The organism is Streptomyces sp. NBC_01298, assembly GCF_035978755.1.
GTDB lineage: Bacteria > Actinomycetota > Actinomycetes > Streptomycetales > Streptomycetaceae > Streptomyces.
Genome location: NZ_CP108414.1, coordinates 125,303 through 145,983, shown reverse-complemented (window position 1 = coordinate 145,983; position 20,681 = coordinate 125,303). Strand labels below are relative to the sequence as shown.

Annotated in this window: 14 protein-coding genes; 11 read left to right on the top strand and 3 right to left on the bottom strand. The window is 74.7% G+C overall.

Annotated features, from left to right (window positions below):
• Positions 1-117: 117 nt before the first annotated feature.
• The 9 genes from OG730_RS00685 to OG730_RS00645 all read left to right on the top strand — a co-directional run bounded on the left by OG730_RS00685 (position 118) and on the right by OG730_RS00645 (position 16,599).
• The gene (locus tag OG730_RS00685) at positions 118-1,764 is read left to right on the top strand and encodes an argininosuccinate lyase (protein WP_327302222.1); all 1,647 of its coding nucleotides are present in this window, start codon (positions 118-120) and stop codon (positions 1,762-1,764) included.
• Positions 1,730-2,704: a GHMP family kinase ATP-binding protein gene (locus OG730_RS00680; RefSeq protein ID WP_327302221.1), complete on the top strand. Its 975-nt coding sequence runs from the start codon at positions 1,730-1,732 to the stop codon at positions 2,702-2,704. The genes OG730_RS00685 and OG730_RS00680 overlap by 35 nt, the downstream gene beginning before the upstream one ends.
• Before the next feature lie 2 nt (positions 2,705-2,706).
• Complete coding sequence (locus OG730_RS00675) at positions 2,707-4,974, top strand: pyridoxal-phosphate dependent enzyme (protein WP_327302220.1); 2,268 nt, start codon at positions 2,707-2,709, stop codon at positions 4,972-4,974.
• Between the two features lie 74 nt (positions 4,975-5,048).
• The gene (locus OG730_RS00670; protein ID WP_327302219.1) at positions 5,049-5,273 is read left to right on the top strand and encodes an MbtH family protein; all 225 of its coding nucleotides are present in this window, start codon (positions 5,049-5,051) and stop codon (positions 5,271-5,273) included.
• Positions 5,266-7,059, top strand: a complete 1,794-nt coding sequence (locus OG730_RS00665) for a condensation domain-containing protein (RefSeq protein WP_327302218.1) — start codon at positions 5,266-5,268, stop codon at positions 7,057-7,059. Before OG730_RS00670 ends, OG730_RS00665 begins: the two co-directional genes overlap by 8 nt.
• Positions 7,056-10,256 carry a non-ribosomal peptide synthetase gene (locus tag OG730_RS00660; protein ID WP_327302217.1) on the top strand — a complete coding sequence of 1,067 codons (3,201 nt, stop codon included), beginning with the start codon at positions 7,056-7,058 and terminating at the stop codon, positions 10,254-10,256. The genes OG730_RS00665 and OG730_RS00660 overlap by 4 nt, the downstream gene beginning before the upstream one ends.
• A gap of 19 nt (positions 10,257-10,275) precedes the next feature.
• Positions 10,276-13,536 (top strand): non-ribosomal peptide synthetase, encoded by a 3,261-nt coding sequence (locus OG730_RS00655; protein WP_327302216.1) that lies wholly within the window; start codon positions 10,276-10,278, stop codon positions 13,534-13,536.
• A 97-nt stretch (positions 13,537-13,633) separates the two neighbouring features.
• Entirely contained in the window at positions 13,634-15,220 is a 1,587-nt protein-coding gene (locus OG730_RS00650) for an amino acid adenylation domain-containing protein (protein WP_327302215.1), read from the top strand.
• Between the two features lie 47 nt (positions 15,221-15,267).
• Positions 15,268-16,599, top strand: coding sequence for an MFS transporter (locus tag OG730_RS00645; RefSeq protein WP_327302214.1), 1,332 nt, complete (start codon positions 15,268-15,270; stop codon positions 16,597-16,599).
• Here OG730_RS00645 and OG730_RS00640 read toward each other — a convergent pair.
• On the bottom strand, positions 16,593-16,820 hold the full coding sequence (locus tag OG730_RS00640) for a response regulator transcription factor (RefSeq protein ID WP_327302213.1): 228 nt from the start codon (positions 16,818-16,820) through the stop codon (positions 16,593-16,595). The genes OG730_RS00645 and OG730_RS00640 overlap by 7 nt on opposite strands.
• Positions 16,821-17,069: 249 nt before the next feature.
• On the opposite strand from OG730_RS00640, the gene OG730_RS00635 reads away from it, so the two are divergent.
• A complete protein-coding gene (locus OG730_RS00635; RefSeq protein WP_327302212.1) occupies positions 17,070-18,113 on the top strand; it encodes a helix-turn-helix transcriptional regulator in 1,044 nt (347 codons plus the stop codon).
• Between the two features lie 110 nt (positions 18,114-18,223).
• The gene (locus OG730_RS00630) at positions 18,224-18,736 is read left to right on the top strand and encodes a hypothetical protein (protein ID WP_327302211.1); all 513 of its coding nucleotides are present in this window, start codon (positions 18,224-18,226) and stop codon (positions 18,734-18,736) included.
• A gap of 110 nt (positions 18,737-18,846) precedes the next feature.
• Here the strand turns inward: OG730_RS00630 and OG730_RS00625 are convergent, their stop codons facing one another.
• Both OG730_RS00625 and OG730_RS00620 read right to left on the bottom strand, forming a co-directional pair.
• Complete coding sequence (locus OG730_RS00625; protein WP_327302210.1) at positions 18,847-19,095, bottom strand: hypothetical protein; 249 nt, start codon at positions 19,093-19,095, stop codon at positions 18,847-18,849.
• 169 nt (positions 19,096-19,264) lie between these two features.
• A complete protein-coding gene (locus OG730_RS00620; protein WP_327302209.1) occupies positions 19,265-20,617 on the bottom strand; it encodes an MFS transporter in 1,353 nt (450 codons plus the stop codon).
• Positions 20,618-20,681: the final 64 nt, after the last annotated feature.

Below are 20,681 nucleotides of genomic sequence, written 5' to 3'. Positions count from 1 at the left end.
CTTCGCCCTCGCCCCGCCTCGCCCCGCCCCGTGCCACGCCCTCGTGCGCCGCGCGCCGACGAGGCATGCGCCGACGCACCTCGCGCCCCGCACCAGAACAGGAACGGAAAACACCACGTGACGAGCGATACTCCGGGGCCCACCGCCCCCGAACTGAGCGGCCGCATCCGCGGCGGCCCCGCGGAACTCCTCCACGACGAAGTGCTCGCCCCGCAGTTCGCATTCGAGTCCCGCCACCTGCTGCGCCACTACGTCGCCATCGAGAAGACCCTGGCCGCCGAGTACGTCCGCATGGACCTGATCACCGCCGAGGAGGCCCGCCGGATCGCGGCCCTGCTGGACTCCGTCGGCCCCGACACCCTCAGCGCGCAGCCCGGCGCCAACATGTCGGACATCGCCTTCGCCCTAGAACGGCACGTCGAGGCGGGCCTGCCCCACCCGGTCGTCGCCTGGCACGCCGACCGCAGCCGCAACGACCTCCAGGCCTGCGCCCAGGTGATGTACGGACGCGACCAGCTCACCCGGTTCGCCGCGGCACTCCACGAACTCGGTTCCGTCGTACACCGGTTGGCCGAGAAGACCTGCGACCTGCCCATGCCGGGCTACACCCACTTCCAGGCCGCCCAGATCATCACCCCCGGCTTCCACCTCGCCGCGCTCTCCGAGCACCTGCTGCACACCCACGCCCGGCTGCTGAACGCCTACGACGGCATCGACGCCTCCCCGCTGGGCGCCGGTGCCATGGCCGGCCAGGAACTGCCCTGGGACCGCGACCGGATGGCTCGGCTGCTCGGGTTCTCCCGGCCGCAGCCCCACGCGCTGACCGCCGTGGCCTCGCGCCGCTGGAGCGCCGAACTGACCGCGGAGCTCAGCCTCCTGGGTACCGCTCTGAGCCGCTTCACCACGGACCTGCTCACCTGGGGCGGCAGCGAGTACGGCTTCGTCGAACTGCCCGACGAACTGTCCGGCATCTCCTCCGCCATGCCGCAGAAGAAGAACTACCCCGTCCTGGAGCGGATCCGCGGACGCACCGCCCACCTGACGGCCTTCCACTTCGACGTGCTCCTGGGCCAGCGCAACACCCCCTTCTGCAACCTCGTCGAGGTCTCCAAGGAGGCCGGCACCCACCTGCTGAACGCCTTCGACTCGGCCCACGGCACCGTCCGCCTCCTCACCGAGGTGCTGCGCCGGCTCACCTTCCGCGCCGACCGCATGCGCCAGGTGTGCGAGCGTGAGTTCCTCGGCGGCTTCAGCCTCGCCAACGCCCTGTGCCTCACCGAAGGGGTGCCCTGGCGCACCGCTCAGGTCGTCGCCGGCAAGTACGTCGTGCTCGCCGCGACGGCGGGCGCCGCTCCCGCCCCGGGCGAGCCCGCCCTGCTGGCCGAGGCGGCCGCCGGACACGGCATCACCCTCAGCGACCCCGCCCGGCTCCTCGCCGAGGCCTTCGACGTAGACCGGGGCCTGGAACGCATGGTGTCCGCCGGTTCGGCCCGCCCCGAGGCCGTACGCACCGTCCTGCGCACCCAGCAGGAGACGTACGAAGGGCTCGCAGCCGAGTGGGAGCGGCGCGCGGCCGCGATCCGCGCGGGCGCCGAGGAGGGCGACCGGGCCCTGTACGGCGCGACCGGCACGGCCACGGGCACGGTCACCGGCACGGCCACGGCCGCTGCCACGGGCACCGCCACCGGCACGGTCACCGCCACCGAGACCGAGGAGCAGGAGGACGGCGATGGCACCCGCACCCGCGTACGGCGCGCGCACTGACACCGCCGGGGCGATCTCCACCGCCCCCGCCGGATCCGGCAGCGCCTTCGGCACCTTCGGCGAACTGCTCCAGGGCGCCCTGCCCCACCCCCAGGGCGACTTCCTGGTCACCTTCCCGCTGGCACGCTGGGCCACCGCCGTCTTCCACCCCGTGCCCGGCCGGCCGGGCGTCCAGGTGCGGCCGGCGCACAAGGCCAAGTCCCGCCGGGTCGCCGAAGCCGTCCTGGCCGCCCTCGGCAGCACGGACGGCGGCCTGCTGGAGGTGGCCGGCGACCTGCCCGAGGGCAAGGGCCTCGCCAGCTCCTCCGCCGACCTCGTCGCCACCGTACGTGCCGTCGGCGCCGCCCACGGCCGCGCCTTCACCCCGGCCGAGACCGAGGACTTCCTGCGCGGCATCGAACCGGCCGACGGGGTCATGTACGACGAGATCGTCGCCTTCCACCACCGCGAGGTGCGCCTCGGCCGCCGCCTCGGCGTGCTCCCCCCGCTCACCGTCGTCGCCCACGACGAGGGCGGGCAGGTGGACACCGTCGCGCACAACCGGGCCGCCCGGGCCATCGACTCCGCGGACCGCGCGGAGTACGCGCTCCTGCTGGACCGGCTCACCGCGGCCGTGGCCTGCGCCGACCTCCTGGAGGTCGGCGCCGTCGCCACCCGCAGCGCGGAGATGAACGCGCTCCGCCGCCGGCGCGCCGGGTTCGCGCACCTGCGCGCCCTGTGCCGCGAGGTCGACGGCCTGGGCCTGGTGCTCGCCCACAGCGGCACCATGCTCGGCGTCCTCCTGGAGGCGGGCGACCCCGCCCTCGCCGGCAAGACCGAGCACATACGGGCCGGCTGCGCCGCCCTCGGCGGAGAGACGTCCGTCCACCGCTCCCTGGGCGGCGGCGACAGCTGGAGCCCGACGGCCGTGCCCGCCCACCCCACCGAGCTGGAGATCTGAGCATGCTGTTCGACACCGTGACGGACGCGATCGGGGCCACCCCCCTGGTCCGGCTCCGCCTGGGCGAGGCCCGCGGCGTGGAGGTCTACGCCAAGCTGGAACTGCAGAACCTCTTCGCGATGAAGGACCGCGTCGCCCGCAACATCCTGCTGGAGGCCCGGCGGCTGGGCACCCTGAAACCGGGCGACCCCGTCATCGAGAGCTCCTCGGGCACCATGGCCCTCGGCGTCGCCCTCGTCGGCCGCTCCCTGGGCCACGAGGTCCACATCGTCACCGACCCGCGCATCGACCCCGTCACCCTCGCCAAACTCCGCGCCCTGGGCTGCCGGGTGCACATCGTCCGGGCCATGACCAGCCACGGCTGGCAGAGCGCGCGTCTGGAGCGGCTCGCGGAGCTCCAGGGCGAACTGCCGGGCGCCTTCTGGCCGCAGCAGTACACCAACCCCGACAACCCCGGCGCCTACCGCACCCTCGCCGGTGAACTCCTCGAAGACCTCGGACGGTTCGACACCCTCGTCGGCGCCGTCGGCAGCGGCGGCTCCCTCTGCGGAACCGCCCGCGCCCTGCGTGCCACGCTGCCCGGCCTGCACGTCGTCGGCGTCGACTGCGTGGGCAGCGCCCTCTTCGGCCAGCCCGACGTACCGCAGCGCCTGCAGAGCGGCCTGGGCAACAGCCTGCTGCCCAAGAACCTGGACCGCACCCTCGTCGACGAGGTGCACTGGCTCAACGACCACGAGGCCTTCGCCGCCACCTGGGACCTCGCCCGCGAGCAGCAGATCTTCGGCGGCAACACCTCGGGCTCCGTCTACCGGGTCCTCACCGGCCTCGCCGAGCGCGCCGAACCCGGCACCCGGATCGTCGGCATCCTGCCCGACCGCGGCGACCGCTACGCCGACACCGTCTACAGCGACGAGCACTGGGACGCGAACCGGCTGCGCGAGGTGCCCACCGCCACCGCACCGGCCGCACTCGGCCCCGACGGGACCGCCCGCACCTGGTCCACCCTCGCCTACGCCCCGCCCGCCGGGCTCCGCCGGCACCTGTTGTTCGTGGAGTCCAACACCACCGGCACCGGCATGCTGGCGCTGGAGCGGGCCCGCGAACTGGGCACCGTACCCGTCCTGCTGACGGGCGACCCCGACCGCTACCGGGGACTCGCGGACACCGGCGCCGAGGTGGTGCGCTGCGACACCAACTCCGACGCCGCCCTGCGCGCCGCCGTACAGGAACGCTTCCGCCGCGAGGAGATCGCCGGCGTCACCACCACCAGCGACTTCTACGTACCGGCCGCCGCCCGGATCGCCCAGTGGCTCGGCCTGCCCGGCAACCCGCCCGAGGCGGTGGCCCTCTGCCGCGACAAGTCGGCCCTGCGCGAGAGGCTGCGGGCCGCGGACGTCCGCCAGCCCCGCTACGCCCTGGTCCGCGAGCCGGACGGGGCCGCTGCCGCCGTAGCCCGTACCGGACTGCCCTGCGTGGTCAAGCCGGCCGACGACTCGGGCTCCACCAACGTCCTGCTCTGCGCCGACGAGGACCAGGTCCGCGCCCAGATCGAGCGGATCCTCGCCATCGACACCAACGTACGGGGCATGCCCACCGCACGCACCGTCCTCGTCGAGGAGTACCTGGAGGGTCCCGAGTACAGCGTCGAGATGTTCGGCCGGGACGGGCAGGCCGAGTGCGTCGGCATCACCGCCAAGTCGGTGACCGCGACACCGTACTTCGTCGAACACCGCCACCTCTTCCCCGCCCCGCTGCCCGCCACCACCGCGCGGCGGATCACCGAGACGGTGACGGCGGCTCTGGACGCGGCCGGGATCCGGCTGGGAGCCACCCACACCGAGGTCAAACTGACCGCAGACGGACCCGCCCTCATCGAGATCAACCCCCGCCCGGCCGGCGGCATGATCCCCGAACTGATCCGGCTCGCCACCGGGGCAGACCTCCTCGGCGAGCAGCTCCGCGCCGCACTGGGCATGCCCCCGCACCTGAAGACCGAGGACGCCGGCCACGCCGGCATCCAGTTCCTCCTCGCCGACACCGACGGCACCCTCACCGCCGCCCACGGCACCCAGGCCGCCCAAGCCGTCGACGGGGTCGAGTCGGTGCTGGTCACCGCCGCCCCCGGCACGCCCGTGCGCAGCCCCCGCAGCGCCTCCGACCGGCTCGGGCACGTGATCGCCCGCCACGGGGAGCCCGAAGGCGTGCACGCGGCCCTCGACGCGGCACGCGCCCTGATCCGCCTCGACATCGAGGCCGCACCCCGCTCCTGATCCACCACCACCGCCCCTCCCACAAGGCGCCGTACACCCCGTACGCGCACACCCGAACCGAAAGGCGAACCGCCGTGAGCAACCCCTTCGAGAACGACAACGCCTCCTACGTCGTCGTCCGCAACGACGAGCTCCAGCACTCCCTGTGGCCCGCCGCCCACCCCGTCCCGGCCGGCTGGAACGTGGTGCACGGCCCCGACGGCCGCCAGGCCTGCCTGGACCACGTCGAGCGCGTCTGGACCGACATGCGCCCCGCCTCCCTGGTGGCCGCCCTCGCCGGAAACACTCCCCGTGGCTGAGCCCGCCCACCGCACCGAGCCGCCCGCCGGGACCGACCCCGTACGGACCCTGCGCACCCTCTTCGCCGACGTGCTCGGCCACGGCGAGGTCGAGGCGGGCCACAGCTTCACCGGGCTGGGCGGGGACAGCATCCAGGCGATCCAGGTCGTCAGCCGCGCCCGCGCGGCCGGCCTCGTCCTCACCACCCGCGACGTGCTCCGCGCCGAGAGCGTGACCGCGCTCGCCGCCACCGCCCGCGCCCACGGCCGGGTACGGGCCGACGCGGGCCCGGCCGTGCCCCCGCGCCGGCTGGGCCCGCTGACCCCCACCCCCATCATGGGCTGGCTCGCCGAACTCGGCGGTCCCATCGACACGTACAACCAGTCGCTCGTGGTGCGCACCCCGCCGGGCTTCGGGGCGGCCGACGCCGAACGCACCGTACAGGCCCTCCTCGACACCCACGAGATGCTCCGGCTGCGGCTGCCCGACGGGATCGCCGCGACGGGCGCCGAGCCGGTCGTCCCTCCCGCGGGCTCCGTCACCGCGGCGGACCTGCTGGACCACGTGGACGCCCGAGGGGCGGGCGACGCGGAACTGCCCGCCCTGACCCGGGAGCGGATGCGGGCGGCGCGGCGGCAGCTCTCGCCCCGCGACGGCCGGATGCTGCGTGCCGTCCTGATGGACCGGGGGGCCGGTCAGCAAGGGCGCCTCGCGCTCGTCATCCACCACCTGGTCGTCGACGGAGTCTCCTGGCGCATCCTCCAGGACGACCTGCGGTCCTGCGCGGCGGCCCTCGCCGAGGACCGCGAGCCGGTCCTGGAACCGGCGCACACCCCCTTCGCGCACTGGGCCGACCTGCTGCGCGCGGAAGCCACCTCCGGCCGCCGGACCGCCGAGGCCGACCGCTGGGCGGCGGCCCTGCGCGAGGCCCCGCAGGCCCTCGCCGGGGTCCGCGCGCCCGGTGGCCTCGACCCCGAGAGCCCGGAGCACACCCTCACCCTCACCCTCGGCCCGGACCTGACGGGCCCCTTGCTCACCACCGCGCCCGGCCTCGTCAACGGCACCGTCAACGACGTCCTGCTGACCGCCCTCGCCCTGGCCGTCCTCGGCCGGCGCCGCGCGGACGGCGCGGACGGCGCGGACGAGGAAGGAGCCGTCCTCGTCGACGTCGAGGGGCACGGCCGGGAGGACATCGCCGACGGAACGGACCTGTCCCGCACCGTCGGCTGGTTCACCACCGTCTTCCCCGTCCGCCTCGCCCTCGGCCGCCCCGACCTCGAAGAGGCCCGGGCCGGCGGACCGGCGATCGGAGCCGCCCTGCGCCTCGTCAAGGAGGAACTGCGCGCCGTACCGGACAAGGGCATCGGCTTCGGCCTGCTGCGCCACCTCAACTCCCGCACCGGAGCGGACCTCGCCGCGCGCGGCATCCCCCAGATCGGCTTCAACTACCTCGGCCGGTTCCCGATGGGCGGCGACGCGCCGTGGGACGCCGCCCCCGGGCACGTCTTCGCCCTCGACGACGCCGACGAGGGACTTCCGATGGCGCACGCCGTCGAGGTGAACGCGGCCGCCCACGAGGGCCCCGACGGCCTCACCCTCAGCGCCACCTGGACCTGGGCGGGCAACGCCCTTGCGGGCCCGTGGGTCCACGACCTCGCCCAGGAGTGGTTCACCATGCTGCGCGCCGTCGTCACCCACGCCGCCCGCCCGGACGCCGGCGGACTGACCCCCTCCGACGTGTCCCTCACCCAGGTCAGCCAGGCCGACCTCGACACCTTCGAATCCCAGCTCGGAGCCCTGCTGTGATCCCTCTGTCCCACGCCCAGCAGCGATTGTGGTTCCACGCCCGCGACGGCGCCGACGGCGCGCTCTACCACATCCCCGTCGGGCTCCGGCTGAGCGGCGCCCTCGACCGCGCCGCCCTGCACGCCGCCCTCGCGGACGTCAGCGCCCGCCACGAAGCGCTGCGCACCGTCTTCCCCGACGAGGCGGGCCGCCCGTACCAGCAGGTCCTGGACCCCGCGGACGCCGCCCCGGCGCTCACCGTCACCGACTGCCCGGCCGCCGACCGCGCCGGGCGGGCCGCGCAGGCGTCGTCCCGCCCCTTCGACCTGCGCACCGAACCGCCGCTGCGCGCCGACCTCTTCACCGACGGGGACGAGGACCACTACCTGCTCCTGGTCCTGCACCACATCGCGGGTGACGGGCACTCCGTCAACATCCTCGTCCGCGACCTCGCCGCCGCCTACACCGCCCGGACCGCCGGCCGGCCGCCCGAGTGGCCCGAACTGCCCGTCCAGTACCCGGACTACGCGCTGTGGCAGCGCGAACTCCTCGGCCCGGCCCAGGACCCCGACTCCCTGCACGCCCGGCTGCTCACCCACTGGGCGACGGCCCTCGACGGCCTGCCCGACGAACTGGCGCTGCCCGCCGACCGGCCGCGACCGGCCGTCGCCGGCCACCGGGGCGCGGTGGTGGAGGCACGGACCGACGCCGCCACCCACGCGGGTCTGGCCGCACTGGCCCGCAACGGCCGCGCCACGCCGTTCATGGCCGTCCAGGCGGCCTTCGCGGTCCTGCTCACCCGCCTCGGCGCCGGCACCGACCTGCCGCTCGGCTGCCCCGTCGACGGCCGGGACGACGAAGCCCTCACCGACCTCGTGGGGCTCTTCGTCAACACCCTGATCGTGCGCGCCGACACCTCCGGCGACCCCACGTTCACCGAGGTGCTGGGCCGGGTGCGCACCGCCGCCCTGGCGACGTACGCCCACCAGGAACTGCCCTTCGAATCGCTGGTCGAACGCCTCAACCCGGCCCGCTCGGCCGCCCGGCACCCGCTCTTCCAGGTCGCCGTCTCAGCCCAGCGCACCGAGCCGCAGGCCCCCGCCTTCGCGGGCCTGACCGCGCGGGTGGAGGCGGTGCGCACCGACACCGCCAAGTTCGACCTCACCCTGGAGGTCGAGGAACTCCACGACCCGGCTACCGGAGCACCCGCGGGCCTGGCCCTCGGCCTGGAGTACGCGAGCGACCTGTTCGACGAGGGAACGGCCCGGCGCCTGCTGGACCGGCTCGTCCAGCTGATCGGCGCCGTCGTCCGCGAGCCCGGGACCCCGGTCTCCGCACTCGACGTACTGCTGCCGGGGGAGCGGGCCGACCTCCTCGAGCACTGGCAGGGCGCGCCCGTCGCCGCCGACGCCCGCACCGTCCACGAGGCCTTCGCGGAGCGGGCCGCCGCCCACCCGGACCGGCCCGCCGTGCTCTGCGCGGGCCGCGGGACCACGTACGCCGAACTCGACGCGGCGGCCGAGCTGTTCGCCGGCCGGCTGCGCACCCTCGGCGTCCGCCCCGGCGAGGCCGTCGCCGTCCTGATGGACCGCTCGGCCGACCTGGTGGCCGCCTGCCTGGGCATCCTCAAGGCCGGAGCCGCCTACCTGCCGCTGGACGCCCGGGCCCCCGGCGCCCGTACCGAGGCCGTGATCGCCGCGTCCGGGGCCGCCGTCCTCGTCACCGACGTCCCGGAGGGCGGGCCCGTACCGGCGGGGGTGCGCCACGTGCTGCGCCCGGTGCGGCCCCCTGCCGAAGGCGACGCCGAAAGCGCCGCGACGGCCGGCCATCCCGACGCGCTCGCCTACCTGATGTACACCTCCGGCTCCACCGGCGCCCCCAAGGGGGTGGCCGTCTCCCACCGCGAGGTCGTCGCCCTGGCCACCGACCGGCGCTGGCGCGGTGGCGCGCACGAGCGGGTCCTGTTCCGCTCCCCGCACGCCTTCGACGCCTCCACCTACGAGCTGTGGGTGCCGCTGCTGAACGGCGGGCTCGTCGTCGTGGCACCCCCCGGCGACCTCGACGTCGACGCGCTGGCCCGGCTGATGACCGAGGAGGAGGTCACCGGGACCTTCCTCACCGCCACCCTCTTCAACGTCCTCGCCGACCGCTGCCTGCCCGCGCTCGGCTCCCTGCGCGAGGTGATGACCGGCGGCGAGGCCGCCTCCCCGTCCATGGTCCGCCGGGTCCGCGAGGCCTGCCCCCGCACCACCGTGACCAACGCCTACGGGCCCACCGAGACCACTACCTTCGCCGCGACCTTCGCCGTGGGACCCGGCCAGGACGCCCCCGACGGGTCGGTACCCATCGGCCGCCCGCTCGACGGTACGCGGCTCCACGTCCTCGACGAACGGCTCGGCCTCGCCGCGCCCGGCGTCACCGGCGAGCTCTACATCGCCGGCGCCGGACTCGCGCAGGGCTACCTCGGCCGGGCCGCGCTGACCGCCGAACGCTTCGTCGCCTGCCCGTACGGCCCCCCGGGCGCCCGCATGTACCGCACCGGCGACCTCGCCCGCTGGAACGCCGACGGCCAGGTCGAGTACCTGGGCCGCGCCGACCGGCAGGTCAAGATCCGCGGGCTGCGCATCGAACCGGGGGAGATCGAGCACGCCCTGGCCGGCCATCCGGCGGTGGGCCAGGCCGCCGTCACCGTCGTGGACACGCCCGCCGGCGCCGCGCTCGCGGGCTACGCGGTCCCGGCCGGGGGAGCCACCGCACCCACCCCGGCGGAACTGCGCGAACACCTGCGCGCCCGGCTGCCCGACTACATGGTGCCCACCACCCTGACCCTGCTCGACGCCTTCCCGGTGACGGCCAACGGCAAGACCGACCTGGCCGCCCTGCCCGCGCCGGACCCGACGGCCGGCGCCGCCAGGGTCCACCAGGAGCCGCGCACCGACGAGGAGCGCGCTCTGTGCGCGATCTGGGAGCAGGTCCTCGGCCTGCCGCGGATCGGCGTCAACGACAACTTCTTCGACCTGGGCGGGCACTCCCTGCTCGCCACCCAGCTGCTCGCCGAGGTCCGGACGCGATGCGGAGCCGTGATCGGCATCCGCCAGTTCTTCACCGGCCCCACCGTCGCCGAACTCGCCGCCGCCCTGCCGGCCGCGGCGGCCGCGGGCGCCGCGGCGCAGGACCCGCCGATCGTCCGCCGGGCCCGCCGCACCCAGACCGCCTGACCCCAGAAGGAACACCACGATGAACCACCCGCCGTCCACCCCCGTTCCCACCGCCGCGCCCGCCGCCGCCCGCTCGCTGGTCGAGGACGTCCTGCCGCTGTCCCCGCTCCAGGACGGCATCCTCTTCCACGCCCTCTTCGACGAGGACGAACGCGACGTCTACGTCGCCCAGTTGCTCCTCGACCTCGACGGCCCCCTCGACCCGGACCGGCTGCGCGCCGCCGCCGACACCGTCCTGGAACGGCACGCCAACCTGCGCGCCGGCTTCCTGCGCCGCGCCACCGGCGAGCCCGCCCAGGTCGTCCGGCGCGGCGTACGGACCCCCTGGCAGGAGGTGGACCTGACGGGGCTCGACGAGACCGGGCGCGCAGCCGCCGTCGATACCCTCCTCGCCGAGGACCGGGCCACCCGCTTCGACCTGGCCCGGCCGCCGCTGCTCCGCTTCACCCTCATCCGCACCGGCCCGCTCTCCCACCGGCTGCTGCTGACCTACCACCACATCCTGATGGACGGCTGGTCCTGGCCGGTCCTCGTGCGCGAACTCCTCGCCCTGCACCACGCCGACGACGCGCCCCTGGGCCCGGTCACCCCGTACTCCGCCTTCCTCGGCCGTCTCCACGACCGCGACACCGTCGCCGCCCAAGACGCCTGGACCCGCGCGCTCGACGGCCTCGCGGGCGGCACCCGCACCGCGCCCGTGTCCCCGCCGCCCGGCACGGTCCTGCCCGACCGCGTCGAGACGTACCTCCCCACATCCCTGACCGAACGGCTGGGCGCCCTCGCGCGCGGCCACCGGATCACCTCCGGAACGCTCCTCCAGGGCGCCTGGGCGCTGCTGCTCGGCCGCCAGATCCGCTCGGAGGACGTGGTTTTCGGCGCCATCGTCAGTGGCCGTGACCCCGAACTGCCCGGCGTCGCCGACATCGTGGGCCTGTGCATCAACACCGTGCCGGTCCGGGTCCGCATCGACCCCGCGGAGCCGCTCGTCGCGCTGTTCGAGCGGCTCCAGGACGAGCAGGCACGGCTGATCGACCACCACCACCTGGGTCTGGTCGAGATCCAGAGGCTCGCCGGAGCCGGGGAGCTCTTCGACTCCTGCGTCGCCTTCCAGAACTACCCGGTCGACGCGGCCGGCCTCGCCGCCCTCGGCGCGGGCGGGCTCGAGGTCACCGGAGTCGACCCCCACGACGCCGCCCACTACCCGCTCTCGCTGACCGCCATCCCCGGCGACCGGCTGCGTCTGCAGATCGACTACCGGCCCGACGTCTTCGAACGGGACACCGCCCGGGCCCTGCTGGAACGCCTCGCCCGGCTCCTGCGGGCCGTCGCGGACGACCCGTCGTGCCCGGTGGGCACCGTGGACCTGCTCTCCCCGGCCGAACGCCACCGCGTCCTGGTCGAATGGAACGACACCACGCGCGACGAGCGGTACGCGGAGGTCGTCGAGCGGGTACGGCAGCAGGCCGAGCGCCGCCCCGAGGCCGTCGCCACCACCGACGACACCGGCCGCGAGCTGAGCTACGCGGCCCTCGTCGCCCGCGCCGACGCCCTCACCCTCGCCCTGCTCGCCGACGGGGTGCGCCCCGGCGACCTGGTCGCCGTACTCAGCGAGCCCACCACCCGCGTCCCCGTCGCGATGCTCGCCATCCTCGGCGCCGGAGCGGCGTACGTCCCCCTGGACCCCGCGGGCCCCGTCACCCGTACCGCCGACCTCCTCGCGAGCGGCGGGATCAGCCGGCTGCTGGCCGCACCCGAACAGCGGGCCCGCGCCGAGGAGTTCGCCGCGGCCGTCCCGGGCGGCCTGCCCGTCCTCGTGATCGACTCCATCGACCACACCGACGGCGCAGCGGTGTCCGGCGAACGCCCGGCGCCGGCCGGCGGCCCCGACGCCCTCGCCTACGTCTGCTTCACCTCCGGCTCCACCGGCAAGCCCAAGGGCGCCATGGTCCACCGCCGGGGCATGAACAACCACCTCCTGGCCAAGGTCGAGGACCTCGCCCTCGGCGAGGGCGACCGCGTGGTGATGAACGCACCGCTGACCTTCGACATCTCCGTGTGGCAGATGCTCGCGCCGCTGATCACCGGCGGACAGGTCCACCTCGTCTCCCGGGACACCGCCCGCGACCCCGCCGCGCTCTTCGCCGACGCCGCCCGCCGGGGAATCACCGTCATGGAGACCGTGCCGTCCTTCGTCCGCGCCGCCGTCGACCTGTGGGACACCGGGGTGCGGCCGCCGGCCCTGCCCGAGCTGCGCTGGTTCGTCGTCAACGGCGAGGTGCTGCCTCCCGAACTGTGCACCCGCTGGTACGCGCGCCACCCGCGGGCCGCGATCGTCAACGCCTACGGCCTCACCGAGTGCTCCGACGACAACACCCACGCCTTCATCGGGCCCGACGTGCACGCCCAGCTGGAACACGGCCGGCTGCCCGTCGGCCGCCCGCTGCGCAACAACACCCTCTACCTGCTGGACGCCGCGCTCGCTCCGGTACCGCCCGGCGTGCCCGGCGAGCTCTTCATCGGCGGCACCGGCGTCGGCCCCGGCTACCTGCGCGACCCCCGCCGCAGCAGCGAGCGCTACGTCCCCGACCCCTTCAGCGCCGTGCCGGGCAGCCGTATGTACCGCACCGGCGACCTCGCCCGGATGCGGGCCGACGGCCAGCTCGACTTCCTCGGCCGACAGGACCACCAGGTCAAGATCCGCGGCAACCGCATCGAACTCGGCGAGGTGGAGACCGCGCTGCGCGCCGTGCCCGGCGTGGGCGAGGCCGTCGTCGCCGTCGACCGGGACCACGCGGGCCAGCAGCGGCTCGTCTGCTACTTCACCGGAACGCCCACCGCCGAGCAGGTCCGCACGGAACTGGGCCGCAACCTGCCCAACTACATGGTCCCGTCGCTCTTCCTGCACCTGCCGCACTTCCCCCTGACCGTCAACGGCAAGCTCGACCGCAAGGCGCTTCCCGATCCGGCCACCGTGCACCGCCCGGCCGGCCGGCTGCCCTCGACCCCCGAGGAGAAGGCGGTCTGCGAGATCTTCGCGTCCGTCCTCGGCCTCCAGGAGGCGGGCATGGACGACGACTTCTTCGCCCACGGCGGCCACTCCCTCCTCGCCACCCGGCTGACCGGCCGCATCGGCACCGAGCTCGGGGTACGGCTGGGCATCCGCGATCTCTTCGAGACGCCCACCCCGGCGGGCATCGCCGCCCGCCTGGCCGAAGCCGCCGAAGCGCCCGCCGCCCCCGCCCGCCCCGCCCTGCGCCCCCGCTCGCGCGACGGGGCCTGACCGCACCCGACCGGCCCCGGCCGCGCCGTGCCCCCCGGGGAAGAGCCGCCCGCATCCCGCCCGCATCCCGCCCGTACCCCCAGGAGACACCACCGCCATGAGCCCCACCGAGACCACCCCCGTGCCCCTGCGCATCGCGCACCGGGCCGGGATCACACCCGAGGCCACCGCCGTCCGCGCGGCCGAGGGGGAGCTGACCTACCGCCAGCTCGACCGGCGGGCCCGGGCGGTGGCCGAGGAGCTGCGCGCCGCCGGCGCCGGACCGGAGGACACCGTGCTCCTGGGGGTGCGCCGGGGCATCCACTGGGCGGTCGGGCTGCTGGGCATCTGGTACGCGGGCGCGGCCGCCCTCCTCGTGGACCTCGACGCCCCCGGCGAGCGGCTGCGCACCCTGCTGGACGCCGCCGGCACCCGGCACGCGGTCGCCCCGGACACGTACGCGGCCGCGATGCTGCAACGCCGGACCGGGCGCGAGCTGTTCTGGGCCGCCACGACCACCGCATCCGCCACGACCACCGCCCCCACGATCACCGCCCCCACGATCACCGCCGCACCCACGGCGGCCGAACCGCCCGCCCGCATCGCCCCGGGCTCGCTCGCCTACGTGCTCTTCACCTCCGGCTCCACCGGGCTGCCCAAGCCCGTGGCGGTCGGCCACGCCGGACTCGCCGCGCAGGTCCGCACCCTGGCCGAACGCTACGGGCTGACCGCCGGGGACACGGTGCTGCAGTTCGCGGCCCCCGCCTTCGACGTCAGCCTGGAGGAGGCACTGCCCACCTGGTGCACGGGCGGCACGGCCGTCTTCGTCACCGACAACGTCCTCTCGCCCGCCGAACTCGAGCCGTTCCTCGCCGAGCAGCGGATCAGCGTCGTCAACCTGCCCACCCCGTACTGGACGCAGTGGGCCAAGGACCTGGAGCGCGCCCCGCGGGCCCTGCCGGGCGCGCTGCGCCGCGTGGTGATCGGCAGCGACGCGGGCCGGACCGCGGACCTGGTGAACTGGGCGGCCGCCGGGCACCCCCCGGTGGTCAGCTGCTACGGCCTCACCGAGTCCACGATCACCGCCACCTCCTACGAGCCCGGAGCGGCGGAACTGGCCGGCTTCGCGGGCGACGAACTGATCCCGCTCGGCGAACCGCTGGCGGGCGTACGCGCCTACGTCCTCGACGAGGAGCTGCGCGAGGCGCCCCCCGGCACCCCGGGCGAGCTCTACCTGGCGGGCTCCTGCCTGGCCCGCGGCTACCACGGCCGGCCGGCGCTGACCTCCGAGCGCTTCGTCGCCGACCCGTTCGCCGAGGCCCCGGGCGAGCGCATGTACCGCACGGGAGACCGGGTCACGCGGGCACCAGGCGGCCCGCTCGTCTTCCTCGGGCGCGCCGACGACCAGGTCAAGATCCGCGGCCACCGCGTCGAACTCAAGGAGGTGGAGGCGGCCGTGGCCGCCCACCCGGACGTGGTCGACGTGGTCGCCCGCGCCGTCGCGGCGGACGGCGGACCGCAGCTGGCCGCCTGGGCCGCCCTCACCCCCGGCAGCGCACTGACCCCGGATGCCCTGCGCCGTCACCTTTTGGCCAAAATGCCCGGGTACCTCGTACCGGCCACCGTGACCTTGATGGAGCGGCTGCCGCGCACCCCGGGCGGCAAGCTCGACCCCCGGGCGCTTCCCGCGCCCGCCCCCCGATGAACCAGCGACCCGCGGACCCCGTCCGCACCCAGACAAGGAACGCACCCGTGTCCGTCACCACCGACGAGTCCACCGAGTCCGTGCACCGCGCGGAGCACCGGCAGCGCAGGGACTTCCGCCTCTTCATGTCCTCGCACATCTGCAACGAGCTGGGCAGCAGCATCACCTACGTCGCCCTCCCGCTGATGGCGGTGCTCACCCTGGACGCCTCGCCGATGCAGGCGGGCCTGCTGGCCGCCGCGGAACACGCGGCCTTCCTGGTACTGGGCCTGCCGGCCGGGGCCTGGGTCGACCGGATGCGCAGGCGCCGCGTGATGATGGCCGCCGACCTGGCGCGCACCGTCCTGCTGACGGCGCTGCCGGTGGCCTACCTGCTCGACCTGCACTCGATGCCGCTGCTGTACGCGGTCGCCCTGCTGCTGGGCTGCGCCCGGCTGTTCGGAGACGTGGCCGACCAGAGCTACCTGCCGACGCTCATCGGCAAGGACACCCTGACCGCGGGCAACTCGAAGCTGGAGACGGTCCGGTCCGGCGCGGAGTTCGCCGGCCCCGGCATCGCCGGCTTCCTGGTGCAACTGCTCGGCGCCGCCGGGACGCTGGCCGGCCAGGCCGTGACCTCGCTGGTTTCCGCGGTGTTGCTGGGGCGGATCGGCGTCCGCGAGGAGAAGCCGGAGCCCGCCCCCCGCCGCCACCTGGTGCGGGACATCCGTGAGGGCCTGGACTACGTCCTGAGCCACCGCATCCTGCGCGTGATCGCCCTCAACACCGCTGCCGTGAACCTGTTCCTCAGTGCGGTGATGGCCATCGAGGTGCTCTTCCTGACCCGGACCGTGGGGCTGCCGCCCGCGGCCGTCGGCTGGGTGCTGACGACGGCCACGATCGGCTCGGTGCTCGCGGCGACCGTCGCGGACAGGGTGACCCGGGCCGTCGGGGCGGCCCGGCTCACGTGGCTGTCCCTGCTGGTGACCATGCCCTTCGGGCTGCTGCTCCCGCTCGCGGACAAGGACTGGAGGATCGGCCTGTTCGTCCTGGGCTCGTTCGTCCAGTCGGCTGGTGTCACCCTCTACAACATCTGCCAGGTCACCTACCGGCAGACCGTCTGCCCGCCGCACCTGCTCGGCCGGATGACCGCCACGATGCGCTTCCTCGTGTGGGGCGTCCTGCCGCTGAGCGGCCTGCTGGCGGGGTTCCTCGGTGAGATGCTGGGCGTACGGGACGCGCTGTGGCTGTGCGCAGCGGCCCTGTCGGTGGCCCCGCTGGTCCTGCTGTGCTCTCCACTGCGCCGGATGCGCGAGTTCGAGGACGAGGCCCCGGGCACGGGGGCCCCGGACACCGGGTCCACGGACACCGGGTCCACGGCCGGGCGAGAGGCTCAGTAGCCCAGCCGGAAGGCGATGTGGGTGAGCTGGGTCCGGTTGGCCGAACCGGTCTTGCTGCGCAGGCGCCGCAGGTAGGTGTCGACCGTGTGCGGGCTCAATCCCATCTGGCAGGCGATCATCCGGTACGTGTGTCCCTGCGCGAGGTAGGCGAGCACCTCGTGCTCGCGGGGGGTCAGGGCGGGCAGTTGCGGTGCGGGGGCGGTCAGTGTGCTGTCCAGCATGCGGGGCTCCGGATTCCGGATCGATGGTGAAGGTGAAGGGGTGCGGCAGGGGTGCCCCCGGGCGACGGTGCGATCACGCTGTGCGTGATCGCACCGTTTCGGTCGTCCCGGGTCCTGAAGTGGCCGGATCCCCGCCGCTGTTCGTCTCGTACAGCCTTGCCCGCTGCATATCCTGGCGCCAGGGGGCGGGTACCTCACCAAGGTGCCTGGCAGCAAAGCGACCCGGGGTGAAAAGTGCAAAGTAGGGCAATGCAAAAATCTGACGCGGAGCCGGATCCGAAGAACTCCGATGTTGACATCGATGTCTACGGCTGGGTGCTCGAACACCGCACGGTGGACGAGGCCGCGGTGGCCGCCGGAACGGGGCTCGACCGGGCCGACGTCTGCCGCAGCGTGGAGCGTCTACGCGTGTCACGGCTGCTGCACGTGAGCCCGGTGGACCCGTCGGTCGCCTTCGCGGTGGCCCCGGACACCGCCGCCGAGCAGCTCGTCGCGCCCCTGGAGGCGCGGATCCGTGACCAGCAGCGGGAGATCAGCGGGATCCGTGAGGACTTGGGGCGCTTCCTGCCGCACTATCTGGGCCGGCGTTCCACGGGGGAGTCACTGGAGGTCCTGGAGAGCCTGGAGGACGTGCGCGGGGCGCTGAACCGGGCTTCGCTCAACTGCGCCACCGAGATGCTCAGCTCGCAGCCGGGGGGCGGCAGCAGGGTGCCCGAGGCGATGCAGGAGGCACTGCGGCGGGACGAGACGATGCTCCAGCGGGGCATTTCGATCCGCACCCTCTATCACCACACGGCCCGGTTCAACGGGCCGAGCCAGGCCTACGTCGCGGCCACCTCCGCCTTGGGGGCGCAGTACCGCACGGCGCACGAACTGTTCGGCCGGCTCATCGCCTTCGACCGGGAGCTGGCCTTCATCCCGGTCGCCGACGGAAGCTGGGGCGCCGTGGTGATCCGTGAGCCGTCGACCGTCGCCTACCTGTGCAACATCTTCGACCAGACCTGGGACCTGGCCTCGCCGTTCTCGGTCGCGGCGGGCCAGGGGCTGGAGGAGGTGGCCCGGGAGATCCATGAAACGATCATCCGGCTGCTGGGGGCCGGGCTGAAGGACGAGGCCATCGCCAGGCGCCTGGGCATGTCGCTGCGCACGGCCCGGCGCCACATCGCCGACATCATGCAGGAGCTCGGTGCGGGCAGCCGCTTCCAGGCGGGCGTGGCGGCTTCCGCACGCGGCCTGCTGGACCGGGGCCCCGACGCCGAACAGGCGGCCGGGGCCGAGTCGGACGGCGGGTAGCACCCTCCCCACCCAGATGTCACGCGTTCTCGTGTCTGTCGCAGGTGGCGGGCGTGTCGCATGCTGCTGGGATGAGAGCTGCCGAGTCGCCGAAGCAAGAGGGACGAGCCATGGACGTGACGGACGCGGGCCGCGGTCGGGAGACCCCGCACCTGCGGGAGATCGTCCTGTTCCTCTCGGTCCACCTGGACCGGGCGCCGGGTGTGCTGTGGCCCGAGTACGACAACCCGGCGTTCGGCGATGCCGACGACGCGGGCGCCCTCCCGGCGGAAGGCGGTGTGCGGCCGGCCCAGGCGGACCGCTTCACCGCCGAACTGGGCGCCCTGACCGGCCTGTCCGTCCGGCTGGACCGGGTGGAGACCCCTGGATCCACCCCGGGCGGAGGTGCGGACGCCGTCTGGACTGCGCAGCACGGGGGCCGGGAGCACCTCCTGGTGCACCAGATCGCCGGCGCCGTGACCTGGCAGCTGGCGGGTACCGGCGAGAGCGGGCGGCCGGAGTCCTTCCAGTGCCGGCTGCTGCCGGGCGAACTGCTCTACGTACCGGCCGGCTGGTCGCGCCGGTACATCGATGCGCAGGGAGCCCAGTACGCCGTCGTCTGTCTCGGGCCCCAGGGCGGCTGACGGCGGCCGCGCCGCGGCGGGTCGGGGCCGGCCGGAATGGGGGGAGGGAGGATCGCGACGCGATCCTCCCTCCCCCCATTCCGGCCGGCCGCCCTGACGGGTTGGCCGGGTCAGCCGCCCCAGGAGCTGTCGGCCGTGTCGCGGTTGCGGGTGCCGAGCGAGCCGGTGCCGACCGTGAACGCCCGGCCGTCGGCCGTCACGATCTGGCGCGTCGTCGGGGTCGCGGTGCTGCTCTCCCCTCCGGTGGCGGTCGTCGCGGTCGTGGTCGAGGTGTCGTCGGCGGCCTGCGCGACGCCGGCCGCGGGCAGCAGCAGGGCGGAGGCGGCCACGGACAGGGCGATGACAAAACGCTTGAGCATGGGATCCCCAGGAAGGCGAGCGGTCTGGTGTGCGTGCGGACCGCTTCGTGGGCCGTCCGCACCGGTCGGTGCAGGACCAACCTTGCCGTGCCCGGGGTGCTTTGGCGTTCGGTCGGACAGCTCATCAAGCTGCCTGGCCCGATGGTGAGGGGCCGCAAAAGCGGACCAACTATGTCTGTTCGGTCAGGATTCCCACTTCAGGCGGGGCCGACGAGCTGCCCCGGCACCCGGCCGGCCCCTCCGCGGTCTCCCCGATTCCCGAAGTCACGCCGGAGCCGCGGGCGTCGAGCTCCCGCCACACCGGGAAGACCAGCGGCGCCAGGGTGACCGCGAGGTACAGCGCCCCCGTGCCCAGCAGGGCCGCCACCAGCCCCGAGGCGTCGAGGACCAGGCCCGCACCCAGCATTCCCAGCGGGGTCGCCGCCAGCGCGGCGGCCACCAGCAGGCCGAACACCCGCCCCCGCACCTCCTCGGGCACCCGCTCGTAGGCCACCGACATCATCAGCGGCCCCACCACCCCCGACCCGATCCCGGACAGGGCCAGCGCCGCCAGCAGCACCGGCACTCGCGGCTCGGCCGCCAGAGCCGCGCAGCGCACCGCCCCGACCAGGACGAACGCCCCGACGAAGACCGCGCGCCGCGGCATCCGGTGGCCCGCCCAGCCGTACAGGGCCGCCCCGAGCAGGGCGCCCGCGCCCATGGAGGTGATCATCGCCCCGAACAGGGCGCTGCTGCGCAGCACCTGGGTTCCGTAGGCCGGGTAGAGGACCCCGTTCAGCGCCCCGTCCAGGGCGTTGGTCAGCATCAGGACCCCCACCATCGCCCCCAGAAGCCGGTCCCGGCGCAACTGCGCCAGTCCGAAACGCAGTTCCCCGGCGTACGAGCCGCCCGGCGCCCCGCCGGCCGGCCGGGCCCGCGCCGCCACCGGGACCAGGGCCGCCACGAGCAGGGCGCACAGCGCCATCGCCGCCATGTCCGCGTACAGGGTGCGTACGGGGCCGACCGTCGAGATGAGTAGACCGGCCAGCGGCGCCCCCGCCATCATGCCGATCCGGCGGGCTCCCTCCACGCATCCGGTGGCCCGCTCCGCCGTCACCCCGGCGCGTTCCATCGCATCGGGCAGCAGCAGTTGCTTGGCGGTGTCGGACGGCCCGCGGGCGGCTCCCACCAGGAAGACCAGGACGATCAGGACGGGCAGGGATAGCGCGTCCCAGGAGCGCAGGAGCGGGATCAGGCTGATCGCCGCGGCCGTCAGCAGGTCCGCCCCCACGCTCGTCGCGCGTACGGGCAGCCGGTCGACCACCGGACCCGCGAGCACGGCGGAACACAGCAGGCCCAGCACCTCGGCGGTGGCGACGAGCCCCGTCCGGGTGCCGCTGCCGGTGCTGTGCAGGACGAACCACGGCACGGCGACCAGGGTCGCGGCCATGCCGAGCGAGGAGATCCCGGAGGCCGCCACCAGGGCGGCCAGCGGGGTGGGGCGGCGCGACGATGCGCAGCCGCCCGGGTACGAGCCGGTCATACGGGGTTCCTTCCGGCACCGCCGTACCGCTCCGGCGGCCCGCGACGCGGACCGCCGGAGCGGC